This window comes from Comamonas sp. MYb69, from assembly GCF_037479315.1.
In the GTDB taxonomy this organism is placed as follows: Bacteria; Pseudomonadota; Gammaproteobacteria; order Burkholderiales; family Burkholderiaceae_C; genus Comamonas.
In genome coordinates, this window is the sequence record NZ_JBBGZG010000010.1 from 67,476 (window position 1) to 93,638 (window position 26,163).

General features: G+C 65.3%; 22 protein-coding genes. 8 read left to right on the forward strand and 14 right to left on the reverse strand.

Annotated features, from left to right (window positions below):
* Nucleotides 1-23 precede the first annotated feature (23 nt).
* The 11 genes from WH303_RS14885 to WH303_RS14935 form a co-directional block, all read right to left on the reverse strand.
* Nucleotides 24-1,055, reverse strand: a complete 1,032-nt coding sequence (locus WH303_RS14885; protein WP_339519436.1) for a histone deacetylase family protein — start codon at nucleotides 1,053-1,055, stop codon at nucleotides 24-26.
* Nucleotides 1,052-1,903 carry a GntR family transcriptional regulator gene (locus tag WH303_RS14890; protein ID WP_339519438.1) on the reverse strand — a complete coding sequence of 284 codons (852 nt, stop codon included), beginning with the start codon at nucleotides 1,901-1,903 and terminating at the stop codon, nucleotides 1,052-1,054. The genes WH303_RS14885 and WH303_RS14890 overlap by 4 nt, the downstream gene beginning before the upstream one ends.
* Complete coding sequence (locus WH303_RS14895) at nucleotides 1,893-2,771, reverse strand: DMT family transporter (RefSeq protein ID WP_339519623.1); 879 nt, start codon at nucleotides 2,769-2,771, stop codon at nucleotides 1,893-1,895. The genes WH303_RS14890 and WH303_RS14895 overlap by 11 nt, the downstream gene beginning before the upstream one ends.
* A gap of 73 nt (nucleotides 2,772-2,844) precedes the next feature.
* Nucleotides 2,845-3,897 carry a histone deacetylase family protein gene (locus tag WH303_RS14900; RefSeq protein WP_339519625.1) on the reverse strand — a complete coding sequence of 351 codons (1,053 nt, stop codon included), beginning with the start codon at nucleotides 3,895-3,897 and terminating at the stop codon, nucleotides 2,845-2,847.
* An 8-nt stretch (nucleotides 3,898-3,905) separates the two neighbouring features.
* The gene (locus WH303_RS14905) at nucleotides 3,906-5,288 is read right to left on the reverse strand and encodes an aspartate aminotransferase family protein (protein ID WP_339519439.1); all 1,383 of its coding nucleotides are present in this window, start codon (nucleotides 5,286-5,288) and stop codon (nucleotides 3,906-3,908) included.
* 56 nt (nucleotides 5,289-5,344) lie between these two features.
* Entirely contained in the window at nucleotides 5,345-6,355 is a 1,011-nt protein-coding gene (locus WH303_RS14910) for a 2-hydroxyacid dehydrogenase (RefSeq protein WP_339519441.1), read from the reverse strand.
* Nucleotides 6,352-8,010, reverse strand: a complete 1,659-nt coding sequence (locus WH303_RS14915; protein ID WP_339519627.1) for an ABC transporter ATP-binding protein — start codon at nucleotides 8,008-8,010, stop codon at nucleotides 6,352-6,354. Before WH303_RS14915 ends, WH303_RS14910 begins: the two co-directional genes overlap by 4 nt.
* 38 nt (nucleotides 8,011-8,048) lie before the next feature.
* Nucleotides 8,049-8,948: an ABC transporter permease gene (locus WH303_RS14920; RefSeq protein WP_339519442.1), complete on the reverse strand. Its 900-nt coding sequence runs from the start codon at nucleotides 8,946-8,948 to the stop codon at nucleotides 8,049-8,051.
* Between the two features lie 14 nt (nucleotides 8,949-8,962).
* Nucleotides 8,963-9,937, reverse strand: a complete 975-nt coding sequence (locus tag WH303_RS14925) for an ABC transporter permease (RefSeq protein ID WP_312530094.1) — start codon at nucleotides 9,935-9,937, stop codon at nucleotides 8,963-8,965.
* 130 nt (nucleotides 9,938-10,067) lie between these two features.
* Nucleotides 10,068-11,630 (reverse strand): ABC transporter substrate-binding protein, encoded by a 1,563-nt coding sequence (locus WH303_RS14930; protein WP_445228293.1) that lies wholly within the window; start codon nucleotides 11,628-11,630, stop codon nucleotides 10,068-10,070.
* Between the two features lie 133 nt (nucleotides 11,631-11,763).
* The gene (locus tag WH303_RS14935) at nucleotides 11,764-12,576 is read right to left on the reverse strand and encodes a class II aldolase/adducin family protein (protein WP_148293018.1); all 813 of its coding nucleotides are present in this window, start codon (nucleotides 12,574-12,576) and stop codon (nucleotides 11,764-11,766) included.
* 531 nt (nucleotides 12,577-13,107) lie between these two features.
* Here WH303_RS14935 and WH303_RS14940 point away from each other — a divergent pair.
* The 6 genes from WH303_RS14940 to WH303_RS14965 are packed head-to-tail and all read left to right on the forward strand — an operon-like array spanning nucleotide 13,108 to nucleotide 19,097.
* A complete protein-coding gene (locus tag WH303_RS14940; protein ID WP_339519448.1) occupies nucleotides 13,108-14,190 on the forward strand; it encodes a LuxE/PaaK family acyltransferase in 1,083 nt (360 codons plus the stop codon).
* Nucleotides 14,190-15,692, forward strand: coding sequence for an acyl-CoA reductase (locus tag WH303_RS14945; protein WP_445228294.1), 1,503 nt, complete (start codon nucleotides 14,190-14,192; stop codon nucleotides 15,690-15,692). The genes WH303_RS14940 and WH303_RS14945 overlap by 1 nt, the downstream gene beginning before the upstream one ends.
* Nucleotides 15,693-15,703: 11 nt before the next feature.
* A complete protein-coding gene (locus WH303_RS14950; protein WP_339519450.1) occupies nucleotides 15,704-16,450 on the forward strand; it encodes an ABC transporter ATP-binding protein in 747 nt (248 codons plus the stop codon).
* Nucleotides 16,447-17,232 (forward strand): ABC transporter permease, encoded by a 786-nt coding sequence (locus tag WH303_RS14955; protein ID WP_339519452.1) that lies wholly within the window; start codon nucleotides 16,447-16,449, stop codon nucleotides 17,230-17,232. The genes WH303_RS14950 and WH303_RS14955 overlap by 4 nt, the downstream gene beginning before the upstream one ends.
* Nucleotides 17,233-17,272: 40 nt before the next feature.
* The gene (locus WH303_RS14960) at nucleotides 17,273-18,310 is read left to right on the forward strand and encodes an ABC transporter substrate-binding protein (RefSeq protein WP_339519454.1); all 1,038 of its coding nucleotides are present in this window, start codon (nucleotides 17,273-17,275) and stop codon (nucleotides 18,308-18,310) included.
* Nucleotide 18,311: 1 nt separating this feature from the next.
* On the forward strand, nucleotides 18,312-19,097 hold the full coding sequence (locus tag WH303_RS14965; RefSeq protein ID WP_339519455.1) for an SDR family oxidoreductase: 786 nt from the start codon (nucleotides 18,312-18,314) through the stop codon (nucleotides 19,095-19,097).
* A 33-nt stretch (nucleotides 19,098-19,130) separates the two neighbouring features.
* Here the strand turns inward: WH303_RS14965 and WH303_RS14970 are convergent, their stop codons facing one another.
* From WH303_RS14970 to WH303_RS14980, 3 genes are read right to left on the reverse strand one after another with little or no spacing between them, the layout of a single operon-like run.
* Nucleotides 19,131-19,733, reverse strand: coding sequence for a hypothetical protein (locus tag WH303_RS14970; RefSeq protein WP_339519457.1), 603 nt, complete (start codon nucleotides 19,731-19,733; stop codon nucleotides 19,131-19,133).
* Nucleotides 19,734-20,648, reverse strand: a complete 915-nt coding sequence (locus WH303_RS14975) for a glycosyltransferase (protein WP_158400448.1) — start codon at nucleotides 20,646-20,648, stop codon at nucleotides 19,734-19,736.
* A complete protein-coding gene (locus WH303_RS14980; protein ID WP_339519459.1) occupies nucleotides 20,578-21,636 on the reverse strand; it encodes a UDP-glucuronic acid decarboxylase family protein in 1,059 nt (352 codons plus the stop codon). The genes WH303_RS14975 and WH303_RS14980 overlap by 71 nt, the downstream gene beginning before the upstream one ends.
* Nucleotides 21,637-22,027: 391 nt before the next feature.
* On the opposite strand from WH303_RS14980, the gene WH303_RS14985 reads away from it, so the two are divergent.
* Nucleotides 22,028-25,012: a hypothetical protein gene (locus tag WH303_RS14985; protein ID WP_339519461.1), complete on the forward strand. Its 2,985-nt coding sequence runs from the start codon at nucleotides 22,028-22,030 to the stop codon at nucleotides 25,010-25,012.
* Nucleotides 25,005-25,940, forward strand: a complete 936-nt coding sequence (locus tag WH303_RS14990) for a UbiA family prenyltransferase (RefSeq protein WP_158400446.1) — start codon at nucleotides 25,005-25,007, stop codon at nucleotides 25,938-25,940. The genes WH303_RS14985 and WH303_RS14990 overlap by 8 nt, the downstream gene beginning before the upstream one ends.
* Nucleotides 25,941-26,163: the final 223 nt, after the last annotated feature.

Consider the following 26,163-nt stretch of genomic DNA (forward strand, 5'->3'; position numbering starts at 1 on the left):
GTATCTCTTCATGAATGCCGAAATTACTGCGTCCCCAGCTCAAACCCCCGCAACGCACTCTCCAGGTTCAAGCCCAAATCCTCACTCAGATACCCGCCTTCCTGCACGATCACCGTCGGCAGCCCCAGCTGCGCGATTTTTTCGGTGATGCGGGCGAAGCCGGGGGTGTCGATGGCCAGGGCTTGGTACGGGTCGTGTTCGTGGGCGTCCAGGCCCAGGGCCAGCACCAGGGCGCCGGGGGCGTAGTGGCGGATGGTGGTGAGGGCGGTTTCCAGGGCGCGCATGTACTGGTCGGTGGTGGTGCCCTTGGGCTGGGGCAGGTTCAGGTTGTAGCCCAGGCCTTCACCTTCGCCGCGCTCATGCGCATGGCCGGTGAAGAAGGGGGTGCAGAAATGTGGATCGGCATGGATCGATACGGTCAGCACATCGTTGCGGCGCCAGAAGATGCCCTGGGTGCCGTTGCCGTGGTGCACGTCGATGTCGAGCACGGCCACGCGGGCATGTTTGCTGCGCAGGTGCTGGGCGGCGATGGCGGCGTTGTTCAGGTAGCAAAAGCCATTGGCGCGGTCCACATAGGCGTGGTGACCGGGTGGGCGGCACAGTGCGTAGGCCGCTTGCTCGCCTTGCAGCACCAGCTCGGCGGCATGGGTCGCGCAGTGGGCGGAGTTGATCGCAGCGTGCCAGGTGTGCTCGCCAATGCTGCAAGCGCAGTCACCCATGTGGTAGCCGGCCTGGCCGACCAGATGGTCGGGGTAGGTAAAGGGCTGGCCGGGGAAGGGGAAGACATTGGGCAGCACTTCGAGCGAGGCATCGGGCAGCGCCTGCCAGCGTTGCCAGGCGGTTTGCAGAAAGTGCAGGTACTCGGGGGTGTGGACGGCTGCGCGCGGGCCGGGGCCAAAGTCTTCGACCAGCATCGGCTGGTGGCCGGCCTTTTGGGCGGAGCGCAGCAGGATCTCGGCGCGTTCGGGTTGCTCGTTGCTGCGCTTGAGTTGGCCACGCACCATGAATTGCTGCGGGTCGTGGCTGCGGTGCTCGTGGCTGTAGATGAATTTCATGGTCTTGGCGGTTTTCGTCGGGAGGAAGAAACGGGGGCGGCGGTGGCGCCGGGCTTGGCCTTGGCTGGGGTGGCGGATATCGGTGCGGGTGCGGGTGTGGGTGCGGCGCCAGCACCAGCGTGCGGGGCCTGGTCGCCGTGCAGCACCTGGGCATGGGCCTTGTCCTGGGCATCGACCAGATGCACGCGCAGCGCCTTTTCTGCAGCGTCGGCATCGCGGCGCAAGATGGCATCGACGACCGGGAAGTGCGACTGCGCAATAAACACCGGGTCGCGGTACTGGCGCTCGATAAAGCCCTGGCAGATGCGGATCTCGGCCTGCATATTGGCAAAGATGCGCTGCAGGTATTCGTTGCCCGAGAGGCGCGAGATGGCGGTGTGCATGCCCAGGTCCATCGTGACGCGCTCGATATTGCTCAGGGTCGGCGCGCGCTCGAGCATGTCATCGGCATAGGCCTTGAGCGCTGCGAGCTGCGCGTCGGTCGCCACCTCGCAGGCTAGGCGCGCGGCCATCACTTCGAGGCCCAGGCGCACCTGGAACAGGTCCTGGATCTCCTTGGGGCTGAAGGTGCGCACGGTAAAACCCTTGCGCGGCGTCGAGACGATGACGCCCTGGCTCTCCAGCCGGCGCGCCGCTTCGCGCAGCGGGGCGCGGCTCACGCCCATCTGGCGCGACAGCTCGGCCTCGACGATGCGCGAGCCCGGTGGCAGCCGGCCTTCAAAAATGGCCTGCAGCAGCTGGCGCTCCACCAGCTCCACCAGGTCGGGCACCCGGATCGACGAAAAGCCGGGGTTGTCTGTCTCCTCGCCCTGCAGGGCGATGGTCTTTGTAAGGGTCTCAGATGTCATGTCGGGATGCCTGGTGAGCGGTGTACTTGTGCCGCCGGGGCCATGCAAGGTACACACCGGCAGCGCTGATCATCAGCATGCCATAAAGGGCCAGGATGTCTGGCGGCCGTTGGAACCAGAAGGTGCTGATCAACACCGCCAGCAACAGTTGTACATAATTCATTGGCGCCAGGGTCGAGGCCGAGGCGCGCTGGAAGGCCTGCAGCAGCAGCAACTGCGCGCCACCGCTGACAAAACCGCCCGCCAGCAGCAAGGCCAGCTGCGGCGCATCGGGCCATTCGGTGATCGGGCGGAAGAGGGCCGGCAGGTTGGTGATGACCAGGCAAAACAGCGCCATATAGGCAAACTGCACCGCCGTGGGCACCAGGCCCGAGAGCTTGCGTGTGAGCACCTGGAACAGTGCATAGCAGACGGCCGAGATGGCCATCAGCACGGTGCCGGCCAGTGGCAAGGCATTGCCCGGGCGCACGATGAGCAGCATGCCGGCAAAGCCCAGCAGCACCGCCACCCATTGCACGCGGCCCACCCGCTCGCCCAGCAGCCAGGGCGAGAGCGCCACCATGATGAGCGGTGCGGTGAAATAGATGGCGGTGGCCTCGGCCAGCGGCATGGTGGCCAGCGCCGTCATAAAACAGGTGGCCACAATGGCCAGCATCAGGCTGCGCAGCAGCAGCAACTTGCCGCTGCGCAGGCGCCCCCAGCGCAGCGCAGACCAGTCGCCATGCCGGTGCATGACCCACAAGGCCAGCACGCCGATGGCCGTGTAGCGCGAGAGATTCATCACCGTGGCCGGGTAGCGGGCCAGCATGTGCTTGGCAAAGGCGTCGTAGCAGGCAAAGCACAGCAGCGCTGCCAGAAACAGGCCCATCCCCTGGCGCAGCCGGCGCGTGGCATCGGCCTCGCGCAGTGCTGCTGCCGGGTTGCTGGGCTGCACGGCCTGCTCAGCCATGGAGGCCCTCCAAAAAGGCCTGCAGGCCCGGGCCAATGGCTTCGACCAGGTAGCCGCCTTCCTGCACTACCACCAAGGGCAGCTCCAGCGCACGCAGCTTTTGGCCGACGGCGCGGTAGGCCTCAAAGTCGACCTTGAGCACGCTGATCGGGTCGTCCTTGAAGGTGTCAAAGCCCAGTGCCAGCACCACGGCCTGCGGGCCAAAGGCACGCACAGCCTCTAAGCCGGTGTCCACTGCGGCCAAAAACTCCGCATTGCCGCTGCCATGGGCCAGCGGCAGGTTCAGGTTGTAGCCTTCGCCGGCGCCGGCGCCACGCTCATGGGCGTAGCCGGTGTAGAACGGAAAGTAGCTGCTGGTCTCCGCATGGGTAGAGACCGTCAGCACATCGTCCCGGGCGTAGAAGATGCTCTGCGTGCCATCGCCATGGTGGGCATCGACATCGAGCACAGCCACCCGGCCAAAATGTGCGGCCAGGCGCGCAGCGGCGCAGGCGTTGTTGTTGACATAGCAAAAGCCGCTGGCCCGGTCCCAGTGCGCGTGGTGGCCCGAGGGGCGGCACAGCGCATAGGCCATGCGCTCGCCAGCAATCACCGCATCGGCCGCAGCCACGGCGCTGTGGGCCGAGCGCAGGATGGACTGCCAGCTGTCCGGCCCCAGCGGGCAAGACAGGTCACCCAGGTAGTAGCCGGTCTGCGGTATCAGTGCGGGCGATGGGCAGGGCGGGCGGCGCTGGCCGGCGGGCACGCCGGCGTAGGGCGAGAGGTTGGCCATCACCTCGGGGCCGGCATTGGCGCCGTTGGCCAGCATCGCTTGCCAGCGCGGCCAGGCGGTTTGCAGGTAGTCCAGGTAATGCGGGGCGTGTACGGCCTCCAGCGGCGCGCGGCCCAGGTCGGGCGGCGCGCTGACGGCCAGGCCCGCCTGTTGCAGCGCATCGGCCAGGGTCTCGGCGCGGCTGGGCAGATCGGGCGCGGGCACCAGCTTGCCCAGGCGCATGAACTGGCTGGGGTGGTGCAGCGCTTGATCGGGGCTGTAGAAGGCTTGCATGGTGGCGCTCATGGCAGGGTGGCCTGCAGCTTGTCCAGCGCGCGGTCCAGGCGGGCAAACATCTCGGCCATCTCGGCCTCGGTGATGATCAGCGGCGGGCACAGCGCCACGGCGTCGCCCATGGCGCGCACGATCAGGCCTTCTTCCTGCGCGTACTGGGCCAGGCGGTAGCCCAGCTTCAGCGCCGGGTCAAAGGGTTGGCGCGTGGCCTTGTCTGCCACCAGTTCAATAGCGCCGATCAGGCCCACGCCCCGGGCCTCGCCCACATAGGCGCGCTCCAGATAGCCGCGCAGCCGGCCTTGGAAGATGGGGCTCAGCTGGTTGACATGGGCCAGAATCTGCTCGTCCTCATAGACCTTGAGCGTCTCCAGCGCCACAGCGGCCGCCACCGGGTGGCCGGAATAGGTATAACCATGGCCAAAGGTGCCGATCTTGCCGCTGTTGGCGGCCATGGCCTCGTAGATCTTGGGGGCGACCATCACCGCCGAGATCGGCACATAGCCCGAAGAAAGCGCCTTGGCGCAGGTCAGGATGTCGGGCTGGATGCCGAAGCTGTGCGAGCCAAACATCTGGCCGGTGCGGCCAAAACCGCAGATGACCTCATCGGCCACCATCAGCACCTCGTACTTGCGCAGCACGGCCTGGATTTTTTCAAAATAGGTCTCGGGCGGCACGATGACGCCGCCGGCGCCCATCACCGGCTCGGCTATAAAGGCGGCCACGGTATCGGGGCCTTCTTGCAGAATGCGCTGATCCAGCGCATCGGCCAGGCGGGTCGCAAAGTCGGCCTCGCTCTCGCCGGGGTTGGCATAGCGGTAGTGGTGCGGGCATTCCACATGGCCGATGCGCGCAATGGGCAGGTCAAAGTCCTGGTGGTTGGCGGGCAGGCCGGTCAGGCTGGCGGCTGCTACCGTCACGCCGTGGTAGCCGCGCTGGCGCGCCAGGATCTTTTTCTTGGCGGGCTTGCCAATGGCGTTGTGGTAGTACCAGATGATCTTGATGGCCGTGTCATTGGCTTCCGAGCCCGAGTTGGCAAAGAAGACCTTGGCCATCGGTGCCGGGGCCAGCTGGATCAGCTTGTCGGCCAACTGCGCCACGGCCGGGTTGGAGCGGTGGTTGAAGGTGTGGTAGTAGGGCAAGGTCTTGAGCGCATCGATGGCGGCCTGCACCAGGCGCGGGTGGCTAAAGCCCAGCGAGCTGCACCACAGCGCCGACATGCCTTCGATGTACTTGCGGCCTTGTTCGTCAATCACATGGATGCCATCGCCCCGCGTGATCATCAGCGGGCCCACATCCTCATGCGCTGCCAAGTTGGTGTAGGGGTGCAGGTGGGCGCCAATGTCCTGGGCGTCCAGCGCGCTGCGTTTGGGGGTGTTGTCTGCTGCGTTCATGTCCAAATCTCCTTGCGGGTGGGTGTGTTCTTGCGCGGTGGCTGGGTGCAGGGGCGTCAGTAGCCACGCCCCAGGTCCACGGCCACCTCGGCGGCCTGGCCTGCACGGATGCGGCTGAAGTTGTGGGCCGTCTGCTGGGCGATCACGCGCGGATCGGTGCGGGTGGCGATATGCGGGGTCACCAGAATGCGCTCGTCCTGCCAGAAAGGGTGGTCGGCCGGCAGCGGCTCGGCGCTGAAGGTGTCCAAGGTGGCTGCTCCAATCTGGCCCTCGGCCAGCGCGGTCAGCAAATCGTCCTGGACCAGGTGTGCGCCCCGGCCCACATTGATCAGGTGCGCGCCGCGCGGCAGCTGGCGCATCAAGGCCAGATCGAGAAAGCCTTGGGTCTCATCGGTCAGCGGCAGCAGGCACACCAAGGTGTCGCAGCCGCTCAAAAACTCCGCCTTCTGTGTCTGGCCGTGGAAGGTTTGCAAGCCTTCCAAGCCAGCGGGCAAGTCCTGCTTGGCTGATCGGCTCCAGCCGCGCACCTGGTAGCCCATGGCGAGCAGCGCGCGGGCAGCGCCCTGGCCCAGGGTGCCCAGGCCTGCGATCCCAACCCGGTGACGGTTGGGCGCAATGATAGGCTCCTCGCGCCACTGGTGCTGCGCCGCATGGGCCACATAGCGGTCCATATGGCGTTGCCGGTGGATAACGGCCCAGCTAACAAACGCTGTCATGCCATAGCCCATGGTGCTGTCCACAATGCGGCACACGGGGGTGCTGGCGGGCAGGGCCTGGGTGTCGATATGGTCAATGCCGGCGGCAATGGATTGCACCAGCTGCAGGCCTGCGGCCTGGGTCAGCTGCGCGAGTTGGGCGGCGGGCGGGTGCCAGCATACTGCTACCTCGATTTCGCCGTGCTGGCCGGCGTCGAGCAGCGCCTGCAGCTCGGCGCCCAGCAGCAGCCGGCTGCCGGGGAACTGCGCCTGGTAGGCGGGCAGCAAAAAGTCCATCGCAATGCTCTTGCTCAAAAAGGCAATGCTGCGGGGCGCGGCAGTGGGGGCGTGGGTGCTGGGCATGGCGGTCATGCGCGGCTCCGGTGTTCTGCGGCGGTGGCCTCGTCGCTGCGGTGCTCCAGCGAGGGGATGGCGTCGATCAAGGTCTGGGTATAGGGGTGCTGGGGATTGCCCAGCACCTGGGCGGTGGGCCCGTATTCCACAATGCGGCCGCGCTGCATGACGGCCAGGTGGTCGCACATCTGGCCGGCCACGCGCAGGTCATGGGTGATGAAGACCATGCTGAGCTGAAAGCGCTCGCGCACCTCGGCAAACAGCTTGAGCACCTGGGCCTGCACGGACACATCGAGGGCAGAGACGGGCTCATCGGCCACCAGCAACGAAGGCTCCATCGCCAGCGCGCGGGCAATGCCAATGCGCTGGCGCTGGCCGCCAGAAAATTCATGCGGGTAGCGCTCGGCCGCCTCGGGGCCGAGGCCGACCAGCTCCAGCAGCTCCATCGTGCGGCGCAGGGCCTCGGCCTTGGGCACACCCTGGGCAATGGGGCCGCTGGCAATGGCCGCGCCTATCTTGTGGCGCGGGTTGAGCGATGCATAGGGGTCCTGGAAGACCATCTGGATCTTGCCCTTGGCCTGGCGGCGCAGCGCGGCGCCGGAGCTCAGGCGCTGGCCGTTGAAGAGGATATCGCCGCTGTCAAACGGCGCCAGGCCCACGATGCAGCGGCCGAGCGACGACTTGCCCGAGCCCGATTCTCCGACCACGCCCAGGGTCTGGGCACGGCCCAGCTCAAAGCTGATGCGCTCGGCAGCTACCACCTCGCGCGCGGGCCGCAAAAAGCCGCCGCCCGTGCGGTAGACCTTGCACAGGTCCTTGACCTGCAGCACCGGCTGCGCCGTGCTGGCCTGGGTCTCGCGCACATTGCCATGCGGAATGGCGGCCAGCAGCTTCTTCGTGTAGGGGTGCTGGGGGTTGCGCAGCACCTGGCCGGCCGGGCCGGCTTCGACCACGACACCGGTCTGCATCACCACCACATGGTCGGCAATCTCGGCCACCACGCCAAAGTCATGGGTGATAAAGAGCATGGCCATGCCACGCTTTTTTTGCAGCGCCCGCATCAGCTGCAGGATCTGGGCCTGCGTGGTCACATCCAGCGCGGTGGTGGGCTCGTCGGCGATCAGCAGGCTGGGCTCGAGCAGCATCGCGATGGCGATCATCACGCGCTGGCGCTGGCCGCCCGACAGGCGGAACGGGTAGGCGTCAATCAGGCGCTCGGGCTCGGGCAGGCCCACATCAGTGAGCGCGGCGATGATGCGGCGGCGCTTGTCGGCAGCGGGCAGCTGCAGGTGGGCATCCAGCGCCTCGGCCATCTGGTCGCCAATGCGCATCACCGGGTTCAGCGCCGTCATCGGCTCCTGGAACACCATCGCCATGCGGCTGCCACGCAGCTCGCGCAGCTGGTCTTCGCTCAGGTTCAGCAGGTCTTTGCCATCAAACAGGATCTCGCCGGCCACCGGCTCGACCTTGGGGCGGGGCAGCAGGCCCATGATGGCGTTGGCGATCATCGACTTGCCCGAGCCCGATTCACCGACCACACAGAGGGTTTGGCCGGGCAGGATCTGCAGGTTGGCCTGGGTGACGGCCAAGGCGCGGTCGGCGCCCAGCGGCAGGCGGATGTCCAGGCCGCGCACGGTCAGCACCGGCTCAGGGGTGGCGGACTGGTCAGGCATTTGTGCAAGCATATGCAGGGCTTCGTGTGAGTAGGCGTTCATCGTGTCTTCCCGTCCTGGCGCGCATTGAGTCCGTCGTTCAGCCCTTCACCCACCAGGTTGAAGGCCAGCACGGTGAGCAAGATGGCGACGCCGGGGAACACGGCCATCCACCAGGCCTGGCGCAGCACGGTACGGGCCGAGCCGATCATGTAGCCCCAGCTCATCAGGTTGGGGTCACCCAGGCCCATAAAGCTCAGGCTTGATTCCAGCAGGATGGCGGTGGCCACCATCAACGAGGCCATCACCACGATGGACGAGGCGGCATTGGGCAGGATCTGCGCCAGGATGATGCGGGGCGTGCTTTGGCCAGCCAGCTGGGCGGCGGCGACAAAGTCGCGCTGGCGCAGCGTCAAAAATTCGCCGCGCACCAGGCGCGCCACCGGTGGCCAGGACACGAGCGCAATGGCCACGATGATGGAGTTGACCGAAGGCTCAAAAATGGCCACCAGCACCAAAGCCAGCGCAAAGCTGGGCACGGACTGGAACATTTCGGTAAAGCGCATCAGGCTGGCATCGACCCAGCCACCAAAGTAGCCCGAGATGGCACCAATGCCCACGCCAATCAGCAGCGACACCAAGGTCGAGATCACCGCGATCAGCAGCGAAATGCGGGCGCCCAGCACCAGGCCCGAGAGAATGTCGCGGCCCATGGTGTCGGTGCCCATCGCAAAGCCTGCGCGCTCCATCGGCGGCAAAAAGGGTTGCTCGACCATGTCCCAGGGGTTGTGCGCGGCCAGCAGCGGGCCAAAGCAGACCAAGAGCGCCACCAGCAGCAAGATGGCCAGGCCCAAGAGGGCGCCCCGGTTGCGGCAAAAGCGGCTCCAGAAGGTGGATCGGTGCTTGTTCTTGGCGGGGGGCGTAGCGGCCGCCAGGGCCGGCTCAGAAATAGCAGTCATCGCAAGGCTCCGTTTCAGCCCAGCTCGATCCGGGGATCGACCAGGGTGTAGACAAAATCAGTGATCAGGTTGAACAGCACGGCCACGGCGGCTGCGACCAGGAAGCAGCCCAGCAGCAGGTTGTAGTCGCGCTGCAGCAGGGCATCAAACATCAGCCGGCCAATGCCGGGCCAGGCAAACACGGTCTCGGTCAGCACCGCGCCGCCAATGAGGCCACCGGCCTGGATGCCCGCCAGGGTGACGATGGGCAGCAAGGCATTGCGCAGAATGTGCTGGCGCTGGATGCGGCCCATGCGCACGCCCTTGGCGCGGGCGGTTTTGACAAAGTCCATCTGCGCGACTTCGAGCATCGAGGCCCGGGTCATGCGGGCATAGACCGCCATATAAAAGAGCGCCAGGGTGAGCGAGGGCAGCACCAGATGCTGGGCAATGTCCCAGGCGCGGGCCAGGCCGGTGGCATCGCTGCCGACGGTGAAGTAGCCAAAACCGGGCAGCCAGCTCAGCTGCACCGAGAACACCAGCACCGCCATCATCGCCAGCCAGTACAGCGGCGTGGCATAGAACACCAGCGCCACAAAGGTGATGGCGCTGTCCACCCACTTGCCGACATGGCGGCTGGCCGTGGCGCCCAAGGCCACGCCAAAGATCAGCGACATCACAAAAGCGCTACCGGTGAGCAGCAAGGTGGCGGGCAGGCGCTCGGTAATCAGCTCGAGCACCGGGCGCTGTTGCCGGTAGGAAAAGCCCAGGTCCAGCTGCGTGATGTGGCCCAGGTAGTTGGCCAGCTGGGTGGTGACGGGCTTGTCCAGGCCGAACTGCTCGCGCAGCTGGGCAACGAACTGCGGGTCCGATGCCCCTGCTTCACCCGCTATCACCGCGACCGGGTCGCCGGGCGCTGCGCGGATCAGCATGAAGTTGACGGTTGCTATGCACATAAGTACCAGCAGACCCTGGAGCACCCGGACGGACATGTAGCGGAGGCGGTTCATAGCGGGGAGACCTTGGAGCGAGACAAAAGCGTAGCCATCCCGCACGCGCCAGCGGGGGCTGGCAGCATGCAGAAATCAGCAAAGAAGAAAACCATGCTGCGGCGCTGGGCCGCAGCGGGTAGCGACCGCTTTAACCTATCGAGGCACGGCTGAGGCTGTCGTTCAAGCCCACGCCAGAGCTGATCGGGTTCTTGATCTTGGTGCGATAGAGCGTGGGGAAGTTGATCTCATGCAACCAGGCCACGGGCACTTCTTCGGTCAGGATCTTCTGCACCTCGGCATAGGCCTTGGCGCGGTCGGCATCGGTCAGCGCCTTGGCGCCGGCGTCAAACAGCGCATCCACCTTGGGGTTGACATAGCCTTCGATGTTGTTGAAGGGCGAACCCTTGGCAATCGTGTGGCTGGTGTAGGTACGGGCCACGCCCAATGCTGGATCGGGGTACTGGTAGACATAGATGATGGCCATGTCGAAATCCCATTCGGCGGTGCGCTGGTTCCAGCCGGCCACATCGGTGCCGGTGGTCTCTACCTTGATGCCGGCCTGGATCAGGTTCTGGCGGATCATCTCGGCCAGGCGCTGCCAGGATTCGCCATAAGGCAGCGGCAGCAGCTTGACGGTTTCGCCCTTGTAGCCGGCTTCCTTGAGCAAGGCCTTGGCCTTGTTCAGATCACGCGGGTACTTGGTGACGTCGCCCGAGGCGAACTTCACATGCTGGTTGAAGGGGCCGGCAGCCGTCTTGGCAAAACCCTGCCAGGCGACCTTGACCATGGCCTCGCGGTCCATCGCATACATGACGGCCTGGCGGAACTTGGGGTTGTCAAAGGGGGCCTTGCGGTTGTTGAGCACCAGCCAGGAATGGGGCGAGTAGAACTCCCAGCCCTTGGTGGTGACCGCTGCTCCAGGCAGCTTGGCCAGGCGCGCCACATCAAAGAACTCGACCGCGCCCCCTGGCACCACATCGACCTTGCCCGATTCAAACGCCGCAGCACGCGAAGCCGCATCCGGGATGATATGGAAGTAGAGGTTCTCCACCATGGGCTCGCCCTTGGTGTGGTAGAGCTCATTGGCCACCAGCTGGATGTAGGAGCCCCGCACCCATTCCTTGTACTTGAAGGGGCCCGTGCCAATGGGCTTGGCATTGGCCGGGTTGGTGGCGTAGTCGGTGTTTTCGTAGATGTGCTTGGGGATCATCGGCATCGAGCCGGTGTCGAACAGGCTGATGAAGGGGCCAAACGGGTACTTGAGCTTGAACTCCACCGTGTTGGCATCGATGGCGCGCACGCTCTCCAGCGGCTCCAGCGATGCCCGCAGGCGGGCATGGGTCTTGCGCAGAAACTTGTCGACCGAGAACACCACATCATCGGCCGAGAAGGGCTTGCCGTCATGCCACTTGACGCCGGACTTGAGCTTGAAGGTGTAGGTCAGGCCGTCGTCGGAGCGGCTCCAGGCAGTCGCCAGCAGGCCGTGCGGCTCCAGCTTCTCGTCGTAGCGCAGCAGGCCTTCGTAGATATAGCCGGAGACCAGCTGGGTGGGGCCGTTTTGAACGATGCCCAGCATCAGGCCCGAGGGCTCGGGCTGCACCATCACATTGATCGTTCCCTTGGTTTGCTGCGCCAGGGCCGCCATGGGCACGCCCGCGATGCTGAGGCCGGCTCCCGCCAGGCTGTAGGAGATGAGTTCACGCCGATTGATCATGGTTGCTTCCTGTCTTGGTATCGAGGGGTGCCTGGCCCGGCTGGGCTTGCGGCGGTGGGGCCGCAAAGGCGGCGGCATGCAAGGCTCGGTTGGCTTCAGTCGCGGTTCAGTCGCTGCTCAGCCGCGCCTGTCAATCACGGTAGTGGCTGCGGCCCGGCGGCTGCAAAAAGCCCAGCAGGCCCTGCCATTCGCGCTCATGCGGGTCGGCGCGCTTGGGCTGGCCAGGCATCACATCGGTGTCGCCGCTTTCGTACTGGCGGGCGGTCAGCTCGCAGACCTCGGGCGGCACGGGGTTGATGGCCTGGCCGCTGGACTGGATGGCCAGCTGCACGCGGCAGGCGCGGTCCAGGTTGAGCATCAGGATGAAGGCCTCGGCCACGCTGTGGCCCAAGGTGAGCAGACCGTGGTTGCGCAGCACCATGGCCTTGGCCGTGCTGCCAAGGTCGGCGACCAGGCGCTCGCGCTCATGCAGATCCAGTGCGATGCCTTCAAAGGTGTGGTACGCCACGCGGTTGTAGAACTGCAGCGCCCACTGGTTGCTCGGCTGCAGGCCGCATTGCAGTGAAGAGACCGCCACGCCCGCTTCGGTGTGGGAGTGCACGACGCAGGCGGCGTCATGGCGGGCCGCATGCACGGCGCTGTGGATCACAAAGCCGGCGGGGTTCACCTCGTAGGGCGTGTCTTCGACGATGCGGCCTTCGGCATCGATCTTGACCAGCGAGCTGGCCGTGATGTCCTTGAACAGGGTGCCAAAGGGGTTGATGAGGAACTGGTCGGTGCGGCCTGGCACCCGCGCCGAGATGTGCGTGTAGATGCTGTCGTCCATCCCGAAATGCGCCATCAGGCGGTAGGCGGCGGCCAGGTCTTCGCGAACGCGCTGTTCGCTCTCGGTATGCGGTTTGTCGTAGCCGGATTGGACGTCGGCATCAGCCATTGCAAGCATTGTTGTCCTCGTTAAATTTATGTCGTCTAGCGACAGTCGTCTGTCGACAGGACATAAGTTAACAGACTGAATCGCCGATGGAAAGGGTTGTGGACTAGGTGATTTCCAGCATGCGCGCTTTGACCTGGCGCAGAAAATTTGCAAAGCACCACAATGGGTTACGTGGCTATCGCGTTGCCTGGATATGGTGCAGGAATCCGCAAAAAATGCCTTGGCTTGGTGCATGCGCGACTGCGCCGTCGGCGGCTTGCACCATCGCGGTGGCCCTGGTGTTTTCCCTGGTTTGGGCTTGGCGCCGGTGGCTGGATTGACCGTGGTGCAGGCCTTGGCTTGACAGTGTGGATGGCGGTAACCCAGCAGCCCTGGGGTAAGATGGCGCCTGCTCCGGGGTGCACGCCAGTGCTGAGATCTACACCCGAGAACTTGAACCGGGTCATTCCGGCGGAAGAAGAGCCAACTCCCTGCCAGGGGCGCCTTGCGCGCATGGGGGGAGCCTTCGGAGCATGACCTCACCGCTCTCGAAGGAATTCCATGGACAAGGCCGATACGCTGGTCGCAGACCTGCTTGCATTCATCGCAATGGATGGCTGCACCGATGACCAGTTTGACCAGCTCGCGCTGCGTCTTTTTGCCTACCAATACGCATCCAATACGCCGTTCCGCAGCTTTTGCCAGCGCCGTGGCGCCAGCCCGCGCACGGTCAAGACCTGGAGCGATATCCCGGCCGTGCCCATCGATGCCTTCAAGGCGCTGGAGCTGCGCAGCGAGCCGCCATCGCAGGCCGAGCGCGTCTTCATGACCAGCGGCACCACCGGCCGCGCTGCGCGGGGCCGGCATTTTCATCCGGCCTTGCAGGTGTATGACCTGTCGATGCAGCAGCACTTCGCCACCCGCTTCATGCAGGGCACAGCGCGCATGCCGATGGGCATCCTCTTCCCTGATGAGGCGGCCATGCCCAACTCGTCGCTGGCGCATTACCTGGCGCTGGCCAAGTCGAGCTTTGGTACGCCGGAGAGCCGCTATTTTCTGGGGCCGGAGGGCCTGGATATGGCCGGGCTCTGCGCCGTGCTGGAAGAAGCTGAGCGCAGCGGCCAGCCCTATGCGCTGCTGGGCGCCAGCTTCAGCCTCGTGCATGTGATGGATGCGCTGCGTGCCCAGGGTCGCCGCTTTCATCTGCCAGCGGGCAGCCGCATCCTGGATACCGGTGGCTACAAGGGCCAGTCGCGTGAGCTGCCCTTGGCCGATTTTTATGCGGGCCTCACCGAGCTGCTGGGCGTGCCGCCCGAGCTGTGCATCAACATGTACGGCATGACCGAGCTGAGCACCCAGTTCTACGACAACGGCAATGCCAGCTTGCCCTCGGTCAAATCCGGCCCGCACTGGATTCGCTCGCGCCTGGTCGAGCCCGTCAGCGGCCGCAGCGTGGCGCCGGGTGAGCGCGGCATTCTGGTGCACTGCGACCTGGCCAACTACAACGCGGTCAGCACCATCCTGACCGAAGACGTGGGCCTCTGGGCCGATGACGGCTTTTTGCTGCTGGGCCGGGCCGAAGGGGCCGCTGCCAAAGGCTGCTCCTTGGCCGTCGATGAGTTTGTACAAGCGGCGCGCGCATGATGGAGCCGCAAGCCGCTGAGCGCATGGCCGGGCGCATGCGGGCCGGCTACCTGCCGGGCATGGATGACAACCGGGTGCGCTGGCAGGTGTTGGTGTATGAGCGCGCGGGCGCCCAGCTGGAGGTCGAGGTGCCGGTGCTGACCGGCGCGCAGATGCAGGCCCTCACCGAGCGGGTGCGCGCCGCCGCGCAGCGCCAGCTGCAGCCGATGCCACTGGCCGAGATTGTGGCGGCGATTGACCGCGCCATCGCCCGCCTGCTGGACCCCGCCGACCCCTATCGCCGCCAGATCGACGCCTGCCTGCCGCTGGTCTGCGGTTATGACGCGGCGATGGTGCGCCTGGGGCTCAACGGCCTGTTCAAGACTTTCAGGGCGCCCCAGCTGTGGCGCTTTGTGGCCGAGGATTTTGCCAACCCTGGTGTGCTTGACGGCTTTGTGCCCGCCGCCAAGGGTGGGGCCGTGCGCGCCTATGGCCCGGGCCTGCTGCTGCACAGCTGGGCCGGCAATGTGCCGGCGCTGTCGCTGTGGAGCCTCGTCTGCGGCCTGCTTGTCAAAGCGCCCAGCCTGGGCAAGCTGGCCAGTGCCGAGCCACTGTTTGCCGGCTGGTTTGCGCGCTTGCTGGCGGAAGTACATCCCCCATTGGCCGACTGCCTGGCCGTGGTCTGGTGGCCCGGCGGCGCGCAGACGGGCGACAGCGCCGAAGGCGCGCAAGTGCTGTATGCCGAGGCCGATACGGTGATGGCCTATGGCAGCAACCAGACCCTGGCCGCGCTGCGCCAGCAGTTGCCGGTGACCACGCGATTTTTGCCCCATGGCCACAAGCTGGGCTTTGGCATGGTGGGCGCTGCCGCACTGGATGCCGTCAAAGCGCCGGCCCATGCCCGGCTGGCAGCCTGGGATGTCATGCGCTACGACCAGCAGGGCTGCTACTCGCCCCATGTGTTCTATGTAGAGCGGGGCGCTACCGTCACACCCCGCGCCTTTGCCGATTACCTGGCAGCCGAGCTCGCCAACCTGCAGCAGCGTTTTGCGCGCCGGCCGCTGGATCTGGAAGAGGGCGCCGGCATGGCCCGCTGGCAGCAGTCGCTGGAGTGGCGTGCGCCCGCCGATGATGGCGCCGCCCCGCAGCTGATTGGCCCGGCCGATGCGCCCTGGAGCGTGGCCTACAGCGACAGCCTGGAGCCGCTGGCGCCCACGGCGCTCTACCGCAGCATTGTTGTGGTGGGGGTGGATAGCCTGGACGACGTTGTGCCCTTGGTAGCAGCACAGCGCGACTACCTGCAAACCGCCGGCCTGGCCGTGGGCCCCGAGGATTTGTACCGTTTGGCGGGCCTGCTGGGCGCCGCCGGCGTTACCCGCATCAGCGCCTTGGGCGCCATGGGCGTGCCCGAGGCCGGCTGGCACCATGACGGACGCTTTAGCCTGCTCGACCTGGTGCGGATGACCGAGATCGATGCCGCTGCCGAGGCCGCTGCGCAGCCGCTGGCGCGTTACGCAGACTGAAGGGCGGCGCGATGGCATGGATTGATATTGAGGACCTCAGCTTTGCCTACCCGGGCCAGGCCCCGGTCGTGGATGGCGTGCGCTGGCAGATGGCGCAAGGCGCCTTCCACTGCCTGCTGGGCCGCAGTGGTTGCGGCAAGACCAGCTTGCTGCAGCTGGTCGCCGGCCTGCTGCAGCCCCAGGCGGGCCGCATTGTGCGGGCTGGCGGTAGCCTGGTAGCACCCGGCCCGCAGCTGGGGGTGATGTTCCAGTCGCCCACCTTGCTGGACTGGCTGACGGTGCTGGACAATGTGCTGCTGCCGCTGTCGCTGCAGCGCAAGCCCACCGCGCGGGACCGCCAGGCGGCCGAGCAGCTGCTGGCCCAGCTGGGGCTGGCTGCGTTAATTCACCAACATCCGGGCCAGTTGTCTGGCGGACAACAAAGCCGGGTGGCGCTGGCGCGGGCCTTGATTCGTGAGCCCGCCTTGCTGCTGCTCGACGAGCCCTTTGCCGCCCTCGATGCCATCACCCGTGCCGAGCTGCAGGATGAGCTGCTGCGCAGCTGCCGCGCGAGGGGCACCACCGTGCTCTTTGTCACCCATGACATCAACGAGGCCGTGTACCTGGGCGACCGGGTGGCGCTGATGCATGGCGGGCGCTTGGTGGCCGATATCGCTATTGATCTGCCCACGCCGCGCACCCAGGCCATGCGCCATGGCGCAGCCTTTAACGCCTATGCGGCCCAGGTGCGTGCCGCGATGGATGGGGCCAGCGCATGAACCCGATCCTCAAAGCCCGGCTCTGGGCCGCCGCGCTGTTGGTGCTGCTGCTGGCCGTGTGGGAGGGCGCAGGCCGCCTGGGCGATATCTCCGCCTTGGTGCTGCCGGTGCCGTCGGCGGTGCTACAGGCCTTGTGGACGGGGCTTGCGTCAGGCTACTTTTGGCCGCATGTGGCAGCCACCGTGCAGGCAGTGCTGCTAGGCCTGGCTGCGGGCGCATCCTTTGGGCTGCTGGCGGGCATGGCCTTGGCCGAGTCGGTGTTGCTGGAGCGCGTGCTCAAGCCCTATGTCGTCGTCAGCCAGGTGGTGCCCAAGCTGGCGCTGGCGCCGCTGTTTGTGCTGTGGTTTGGTTTTGGCATGCTGCCCACGGTGCTGATCACGGCGCTGGTCTGCTTTTTTCCGCTGATGGAAAACACCTTGACGGGCTTGCGCCAGGTCGATGCGCAGCGCCTGCAGCTGTTTCGCATGCTGGGGGCGAGCCGGCTGCAGACGTTGGTGCGGCTCAAGCTGCCCACAGGCTTGCCCGCCATTCTGGCGGGCCTGCGCGTGGCCGTGGTGCTGGCGCTGGTGGGTGCGGTCGTCGCAGAGTTTATGGGTGCCAGCCAAGGGCTGGGCGCCGTGGTGATTGCCGCCCAGGGAATGATGGACACGACCTTGATGTTTGCCACGCTCTTGCTGATTGCGGCGCTGGGCTTGCTGCTGTACCAGGCCTGCCTGCTGCTGGAGCGCAGATTGCTGCGTGGCCATGCCGTCGCTGGCGCCCCGGCAGGCCCGCGCCGTTGATTTTTGGATTTTTGCTCGATTGCTTCTGGATGGACCGCTTATGTCTGCACCTTTTCTGACCTCCTCCCTCTCGCGCCGCCGCTGGCTGGGCGCCTCTGCCGGCCTCTTGGGCCTGGGCCTGGCGGGCACGGGCACCACAGCGGGCGCTGCCGCGCCGGTCAGCGGCAAGGTCCGCCTGGCCGGCTGGAGCAAGCCGATCAGCGAAATCACCAATATCCTGGCCGAGCCGGACAAGGGCTTTTTTAAAGCCCAGGGCGTGGACCTGACCTACCTGCCGGGTGCGGGCGGTGGCGACGCGATCCGCAACATTTTGAGCGGGCAGGGCGATGTGGCCTTTACCGACCCGGGCTCGTTCTTTATGGCGCTGGACAAGGGCGAGAAGCTGGTCGCCATCTACGACATCTACCCGCAAAACGTGTTCAATGTCGTGTCGCTGCGCTCCAGCGGCATCCGTACACCGGCGGATCTGAAGGGCAAGACCATTGGCGTCTATAGCCTCGCCAGCGGCACGCGCCAGAACCTGCTGGTGATGCTGCACCAGGCGGGGCTCAAGGAATCGGACGTGCGTATTGTGGTGACCGGCCTCTTGAACTTTGCACCGCTGATGCAAGGCCAGGTCGACGCGACCGCCGCCACCGACACCGGCCTGGCCGTGGGCCTGCGCAAGGGCATGGGCGAGGTGCAGGTGATGCCCGTGCGCGACTACCTCAATATGTCCAGCGACATGTTTGTGGTGCGCCGGCAGATGCTGGAGCAGCAGCCGGCATTGCTGCAGGCCTTTTTGCGCGGCTACCGCGACAGCGCGGCCTGGATGATCGCCCAGCCCGAAGAGGCCGCGACCCTGGCCACCAAGCGCGCGATCGATGGCACCCAGCGCGATATCAACCTCGATGTGATCGGCCTGCGCAATGCATCGGCCCAGCCCACGCCGCGGGTGCAGGGCAAGGTCGCGCCGCTGGGCAGCTTTGACCTGGCTGCGCTGCAAAAGGGGGCTGATGCCTACCATGCGCTGGGCATGGTGCAGCAGCCCATCCGGGTGGCCGATGTGGTGGACAGCCGTTGGCTGCCAGGGGCCTGAGATGCTGGGGAGCAGTGCTTTGAATCTGCGCGGCAAGGTGGTGCTGGTAACCGGCGCCAGCCGGGGCATTGGAGCGGCCATCGCCCAGGCCTTTGCGCGCGAAGGCGCCACGGTGGCAGTGAACTACCTGGCCAATGAGGCAGCCGCCGCCCAGACCGTGGCCGCCTGCCAGGCCGCCGGCGGCGATGCCTGGGCCGTGCAGGCCGATGTGGGCAAGCCGGCTGCGGTGGATGCGATGGCCCAGGCCATTGCGCAAGAGGCCGGGCCCATCGACATCGTCGTGAACAACGCCTTGCGCCCCTATGCCTTTGACCCGGAGCGCCGCCAGCCGCTGGATGCACTGGCCTGGAGCGACTACCAGGCGCAGTTCGATGCTGCCGTGGGCGGCGCCTTCCATGTCTGCCGCGCGGTGCTGCCGCAGATGCGCCAGCGCGCCCGGGGCAGCATCGTCAATATCAGCAGCAATCTGGTGGAGCACCCTGTCGTCGCCTACCACGACTACAGCACGGCCAAGGCCTCGCTGGTGGGCTTTAGCCGCAACCTCGCCAGTGAGTTGGGGCCCTTTGGCATACGCGTCAACTGCGTTGCCCCGGGCCTCGTCTACCCCACCCAGGGCAGCGCACAAACCCGCGAGTCCTTCCGCGAATCGCTGATGGCCGCCACCCCGCTGCGCCGCCTGGCCAGCCCCGACGATGTGGCCGGGCCGGTGCTGTTTCTGGCATCGGATTTGAGCCGGTTTATGACGGGGCAGGTGTTGCTGGTGGATGGGGGGCTGGTCATGCGCTGACCGGTCGAGGGCAACCCAAGCCGCTTAATCCACTCAATGGCAGCGGTAGTCGGGCGCTGCCTGGCTGTGGGCAAAAGGGTCGACCAGATCGGCAGAGTAGCTGCCCGCAATCAGGCGCTGGCGCGGCAGGGCATAGCGGCGGAACAGTCGGCTGAAATGCGCCAGGCGCTCGCCCCGGGGCGTCAACAGCACGCAGCCTTGGTGATCGATGCGTATCGTGCCCGATACCAGTTGCTCGGTGAGCCGGATGTCGATCAGGCGGTGCTCACGCATGTATTCGTCTTTGAAGACCAGATCCATCTGGCTGCGCGCGATGCCGCCGCCTCGCTGCTGCAGTTTCTCCAGAATGTAGAACGACAACGAGCGGTCAATCACCGTGGGCACGCTGAGGGCCAGCGTGTAGCCCATCAGCGCGCAAACCAGCAGATGCTGGCATTTCTCCAGGCTGCTGAAGGCCCTCCAGGCCGGAAAGCAGTACAGCAGCAGTGCCTGCAGCACCAGCGCAACTGCTGCAGCCGCCAGAGCGGCGTAAAGCACCACATCGACCGCCAGCAGCCGGATGTAGAGCAGATAACTGAGGGCTGCCAGCAGCGGGTAGGCCAGCAAGGACAGGAGCGCGAACCACAGCTTTTTCATTCAGGCCTCCGGTGCCTTGCAATCAGGTGCTGGCACGTCAATGGCGGCGGCGACCATGGCCATGTCGGCTTGGGGGTAGCTGTTTCCCAGCTTCGATGCCAGCAGCCCATACAGCAACGCGCAGAGCAGGACCATCGCCGTGCAGACCCAGGCTCCAAACAGCGCCAGGCCTGAGCCTGCCAGCCCGGTGCTGAGCCAGGCCAATACTGCTGCCAAGCCTGCCAGCAGCAGCGCTGCATGGCACAGGCGCTGCAGCAGGCGGGTCTTGAACACCCGGATGGCGCGCAGCCCATGGCCCACTAGCGCAGACAGGTTCATCTTGGACGCACCGGCATAGCGCTTGGCCCGGTCCACGGTTTGGCGGCCCAGGCGCAGATCGCTGGCGAGCAGGCTGGCGGCAATATGCAGGGGCAAGCTGGGGCGGGTGGCGAGGGCCTGCGCGCCGGACGCAGACAGCACCATGAAGTTGCCAAAATCCAGCACCCGCCCGGTGCTGAGGCGAAAGAGCAGCTGGTAGGCGCGGTAGAAGACGACAAAGGTCCAGCGCTCGCGGCGTTTTCCCCGTGCAGCGACGACAGCATCGATGGCGCCGGCCCCTTGTGAGAGTTGGGCTAGCAGACCGGCAATAGCCTCTGGCGCGTCCTCGCCGTCCGAATCCATCAGCACCAGCTGCTGCTGGGGCCGCAGGCCTGGGGCCAGATACTGCAAGCCCAGCGCCAGTGCATATTGGTGGCCGGCGTTGTGGCGCAAGCGCAGAATGCGGCCGGGCAGTCCTGCGCCAGAGAGTACGCTGGCGGTCAGCGGCTGTTGCAGCGAACAGTCATCGACCAAGAGCACAAAGCAGTCAGGCCCGAGCTGTGCTTGCAGCGCTCTCAGCAAAAATTGGCAGGCCAGGGTGTCCTCGTAGTAGGGCATCAGCACCAGGGTCTGGGCCGGTATCGGTGGCAGGGGCGGCTGTGCGCTGCAACTGGGCATAGGTTTGGCTGAGTCCGTGGTCAAGCGAGACCTGGGGGGCCCAGCCCAGCTGCTGCCAGGCCAGGGAGATATCGGGTTTGCGCTGGCGCGGGTCGTCCGGCTGACGGGGGCTAAAAACCGGCGCTGCAGCGCTTCCCGCCAGCGCGGCAATCTTTCGGGCCAGGCTGAGCACATCGATCTCCTCGGGGTTGCCGAGGTTCAGCGGGCCGGTGATGGTGACATCACTGTTCATCATGCGCAGCAAACCGTCAACCATGTCGCTCACATAGCAGAAGCTGCGTGTTTGACTGCCATCGCCATAAATGGCCATGCCCGTGCCTTGCTGCGCGTGCGCAAAGAAGCTGCTGATAACCCGGCCATCACCGGGGAGCATGCGCGGCCCGTAGGTGTTGAAGATGCGCACGATCTTGATGGACAGGCCGTGCTGACGATGGTAGTCGGCAAACAGGGTCTCTGCGCAGCGCTTTCCTTCGTCATAGCAGGCGCGTGGGCCAATCGGGTTCACATTGCCGAGATAGCCCTCGGGTTGCGGATGCACCAGCGGATCGCCATAGACCTCGCTGGTGGAGGCCTGCAGCACCCTGGCGCGGCAGCGCAACGCCAGATCAAGCACCTGCATGGCGCCCAGCACATTGGTCTTGAGGGTCTGCACCGGGTTGCGCTGGTAGAGCTGCGGCGAGGCTGTACAGGCCAGGTTGTAGATCTGGTCGATCTGCAGCAGACCAATGGGGTCCACCACATCCTGCTGCAGCAGGCTGAACGCGGGGTGGCCAAGCAGGGCAGCGATATTGTGCGGCGATCCGCTGGAGAAATTGTCCAGACAAACCACTTGGTGGCCTTCAGTCAGCAAGCGTTCGCACAGGTGGGAGCCCAAAAAACCCGCGCCTCCGGTGACCAGAATGCGCTTGGGGGATGGCGTGGTTGTCATGGGCGGACGCAAGTGGAGGAGGTGGGCCAAGAAAGCGCAGAGTTAAAAAATAAAACTAACCAGTTGGTAAATGAATAATTAAACTGAATAATCTCAATGGTTTGAAGTTCAGTGTGCGGTATTAAGCTATCTTCTTCTAAGATTTGCCGATCACAGTGGGTGCACACTGACGTTCATGCTTAGAATTATGCTTGCAAAAAGTAACGTGTAGTAGCATTTAAAGCGGCGGCCATGTATGCGTATTGACTCCATTCGCACCTTGATTGCGAAGGCACTGGCAGCCCTGGCACCGCTAGCTGTTCCCAGTCTTCGGCCCCGGCCAGTCTCAGGCCAGCAGATGTGGGTTTGTGCATTGCTCGGTCTGCTCTGTTTTGGGGTTTACAACGCCAATATGCGCTCAATCGGCGCTGGTGACAACTATCCAGCCCGCTATCTGCCGCTGTCGCTGTGGAAAAACGCCAGCCTGGACCTGAACCCCGTTGCTGACCTGGTGGCACAAGGGCGCAGGCTGCCCAGCAAGCCCGGCGAGATTGGCGAAGCTGGCTGGGTGGTGCGGGGCACGCAAGGACATCTGGTCTCGCTCTACCCCATCGTCACACCCCTGCTGGTAGCGCCCCTGTACCTGCCCGCTGCGCTGTATTTGTCGCACCGGGACTGGGCCCCTGCGCATGTGGATTCGGTGGCCCGCATCATGGAAAAGCTCGTGGCGGCGCTCGTCGCATCGGCCTCGGTGATGCTGATGTACCTGTTGCTGCTGCGCCAGTGCAGTGACCGCTTGGCACTGGGGCTGGCGTTGGCCTATGCTTTTGGCACCAGCACCTGGGTGATCAGCAGCCAGGCACTGTGGATGCATGGCGTGGCCCAGCTGCTGGTGACTTGTGCGCTGTGGATTGCCACCAGCGAGCGTTGCACCCCCAGGCGGGCCTGGGCCTACGGATTGGTATGCGGCCTGATCGCCTGCAACCGCCAGCCCGACACTTGGCTTGCGCTGGGCTTTGCTGCCTATGCGCTGGTATGGGCCCGGGGGCACTACCGGCTGTTTCTGGCCGGCGCCTTGCCGCCGGCGCTGCTGACCCTGGCCTACAACCTGTGGTGGGTGGGCTCATACATGGGCGGCTACTACGTCTATGTGGTCAACCACAGCACGGATGCCTCCTGGCTGGGCCTGCCCGAAGGAGTGCTCGCCTTGCTGTTCAGTCCTGTCTATGGCCTGTTGGTGTTTTCGCCATTTTTGCTGCTGCTGCCGCTGCGTGGGTTGGCCATTTGGCGCGAGAGCCGCTGGCCGCTGCTGGCCATGGTGCTGGTGGTGGCCGTGGTACTGCAGATCCTGTTCTATGCCGCTGCGCACTGGATCCAGGGCATCAGCTGGGGCAGCCGTTTTTTGACCGACATGCTGCCCATCCTGGTCTGGTTGCTGCCTCCCGCGTTGCTGGGTCTGTCTGGCTGGGGCAGGAGGGCATTCACGCTAGCGGTGGCGGCAGCGGTCGTCGCCGAAGCCATCGGGGCCTTTGGCTACACCGGGCAGGCTCATGCGGCCTATATCGAACGCCAGGGTGCAAGCACCGTGGCCGAGAGTTTTGCCGCGCAAAAGCGTGCGGCCTGGCAGCTGCAGAACTCGCCGTTTCTCGGCCGCCCGAAGTGGGTGCATGATCTGGGCTGGCTGCTGCAAGGTGGGGTGGAGCAGGTGCGCCTCAGCAATGACGACCAGGTGGTGGTGGAAGGCTGGGCATTGGCTGGGGGTCACACACCGTATGACTTGCACCTGCTCGTCGATGGCCAGGCCTGGCCTGCTGCCACGTCCCAGTTTGTACCGCCCAAGGGGCAAGATACGGAGCCAGGCCGGGCGCCTGCGAGTCGCTGGTTGCTGACCTTTCCGCGCGGCAGCTTGGCAGTGGGCGAGCACGCGTTCAGCGCCCTGGTGCGGGCCAGCGCAGATACCCAACCTCGGGTGTTGCCCACCGCTGTGCACAGCCTGTCCGCAACACCGCAGGCTGTTGTCATGTTGCCGGGAACGCATGGCTCGATTGACACGGCCCGGGTGATCGCAGGCGATGTCGTCGATGTGGCGGGCTGGGCTTTAGTGGATGCGCAGACCCCCGCGCAGGTCGAGGTATTGCTCGACAGCGGCCAGGTGCAGGCAAGCAGCTCGGCGTTTTTCACGCGCCCGGATGTGGTGCAGTCGCTGGGCACCTTGAATGCAGCAGGCTGGCGCCTGAGTTTTCCGGTGGGTGCCTTGGCAGCGGGCAAGCACCGGCTGCGTGCGCTGGTGACGCCGGTATCGGGCGCACCGACTTATCTGGCGGCCAGTGCAGAATTTGAGGTGACCCGGCCGGCTCCTGTGGCGCCTCCCAAGGGTAGCCCATTGTCTGAAGCGGCGCGCTACGCGGCCCAGATGCTGGCCTACCGGCAGCAAGAGGGTGGCTATTGGCTGACCGAGCACACGCAGGCTGCCGTGTTCAGCCAGCCCGCGCCAGAGCTGAATATCTTTGCCAATGCGCAGGTCATCGACATTCTGGCGCCCGTGGCGGCGGCAGCTGCCATGCAGCCAATGCTGGAGCGCACGCGCTATTTTTTGCAGCAGCAGATTGAAAGCACCGGCCTGGTGCGCTACCACGGCAACCCCGCGCTGCCGACCCATGGCAGCTTGGGCTGCAAGATCACGCCGGATGCCGATGACACAGCCCTGGTCTGGCGCCTGGCGCCATTGGACGATTCCGCGCTGCAGGATAAGGCCCTGGCGACGCTGCGCCAGTTCCGCCGCAGCGATGGCCTCTACCAAACCTGGTTGGCCCGGCGCGAAGACTACGAGTGCATTGACCCGGGCAAGGACCCCAATCCGGTCGATATCGGCATCCAGATCAATGTGCTGCGCTGGCTGTACCAGGTGCAGTCGCCTGCCGCCCAGGCCCTGTGCCAGGCACTGCAGCAGCGGGCGGGAGATGTCGGCCTGTGGGTGTACTACCGGCGGGCACCGGCGGTGGTGCGCTGGTCGCGGGATGGCTTGCAGCGCTCCGGCTGCCCGCTGCCATTGCCTGAGGCATCCCTGAGAACCTCAGTCCCCGGCCAGCAGCGCTGGCTGGAGCTTATCGATCGCATCCATCGTCAGAGCCCAGCGCAGCGCTCGCAGCCTTCGCCAGCGCAACGCGCCGCCGATACGCAGCTGCTGGCCAGCCTGGCCGCCGATGGCTTTGCGGCGCTGCGCCAAGACCCGGTGCTCTTCTACCACAACGACCTGACTGCCACGGTCAGCCGTTATTACTGGTCGCAAGAGATGGCCTATGCGCTATGGCTGCGGCTCTACTACGAGATCCTGGGGCAGGCGCAAACCGGCGCAGTACGCTCTGGCAACGAAGACCAAGGCGGGCTCCATGGCTGAGGCGCACCACCCAGTCGCTGAAAACCGCCGGCCTTTGCGGCCAAGATGGCTGCGCCTGCTGGCCAGCATTAGGCTGGGGGAGGTGCTGGTGTTGCAAGGCACCCCGCTGATGGGCGCCATCCTGGCGCTGGGCAGCCTGGCGCAATGGCATTTCTGGGCCGTAGGCTGGCAAGGCCTGTGGCTGGTGGTCGCCAACCTGCTGTTTGTGGCGCATGTATTTGTCGCCAACGACTGGGCCGGCATCGACGCGGACCTGCGCGATCCCCAACGCCGTGGCCATACCTTTGTGAACCAGGGCGTGGGGCGGTGCCCATTTGGATGGCTGGGTGTGGGCCTGTTTATAGGCGCCATGCTGGCGCTGCTTCCGCTGGGTGCTCCGGCGCTGCTGTTGGGGCTGGCGCTCTGCGCCGTCAGCGCACTGTACTCGCTGCCTCCTTGGCAGCTGAAGGGCCGGCCGCTGTGGAACTCGCTGATGCATTTGCTGGGTGGCAGCCTGCACTTTCTGCTGGGCTGGGTGGCATTTGTGCCCATCCATGGCACGAGTCTCGCCATCAGCGTGTTTTTTGGCCTGGTGTTTGCAGCCGGCCACCTGGTGCATGAGGCCCGGGGCCTGGAGGGCGACCGGCTCAATGGCATCCAGACCAATGCCGTTCGCTTTGGCGCCAAGCGCTGCTTTGTAGCCGCCTTTGTACTGTTCAGCGCTGCCTACCTATTGCTGGCGGTTCTGTGCCTGCTGCAGCTGCTGCCCAGAGCGCTGCTGCTGGCGGTCTGTCTCTACCCCCTGCATGTCTGGGCAACCTGGCAGGCTTACCAGCAGCAACTGAGCTACCCCAGCCTGCTGCGTCTGCAAAAGTGCTACCGGGCGATGTATGCACTGACGGGGGTGTTGATTTTTGGGGCGGTGCTGTGGGAGCGGCTTGCATGGTGACTCCTTCAGTCGCCCTGGGACTTGGAAGTAGGAAGGGCACGCCAGCCATGCCAACTCTGCATCCACTACCCTCTTGTACAAGCATAGTTTTGCGTTCAAAGGAGTGGAAGGGGGCTGGCTTGTGCGTCTGGGTCCAGATCACTTCATGTTGAGCACAACACTTCGCGATCTCCCCATTTCCAACACCCTCCGATCCAGCATCCTGTACGATAATTCACGATGT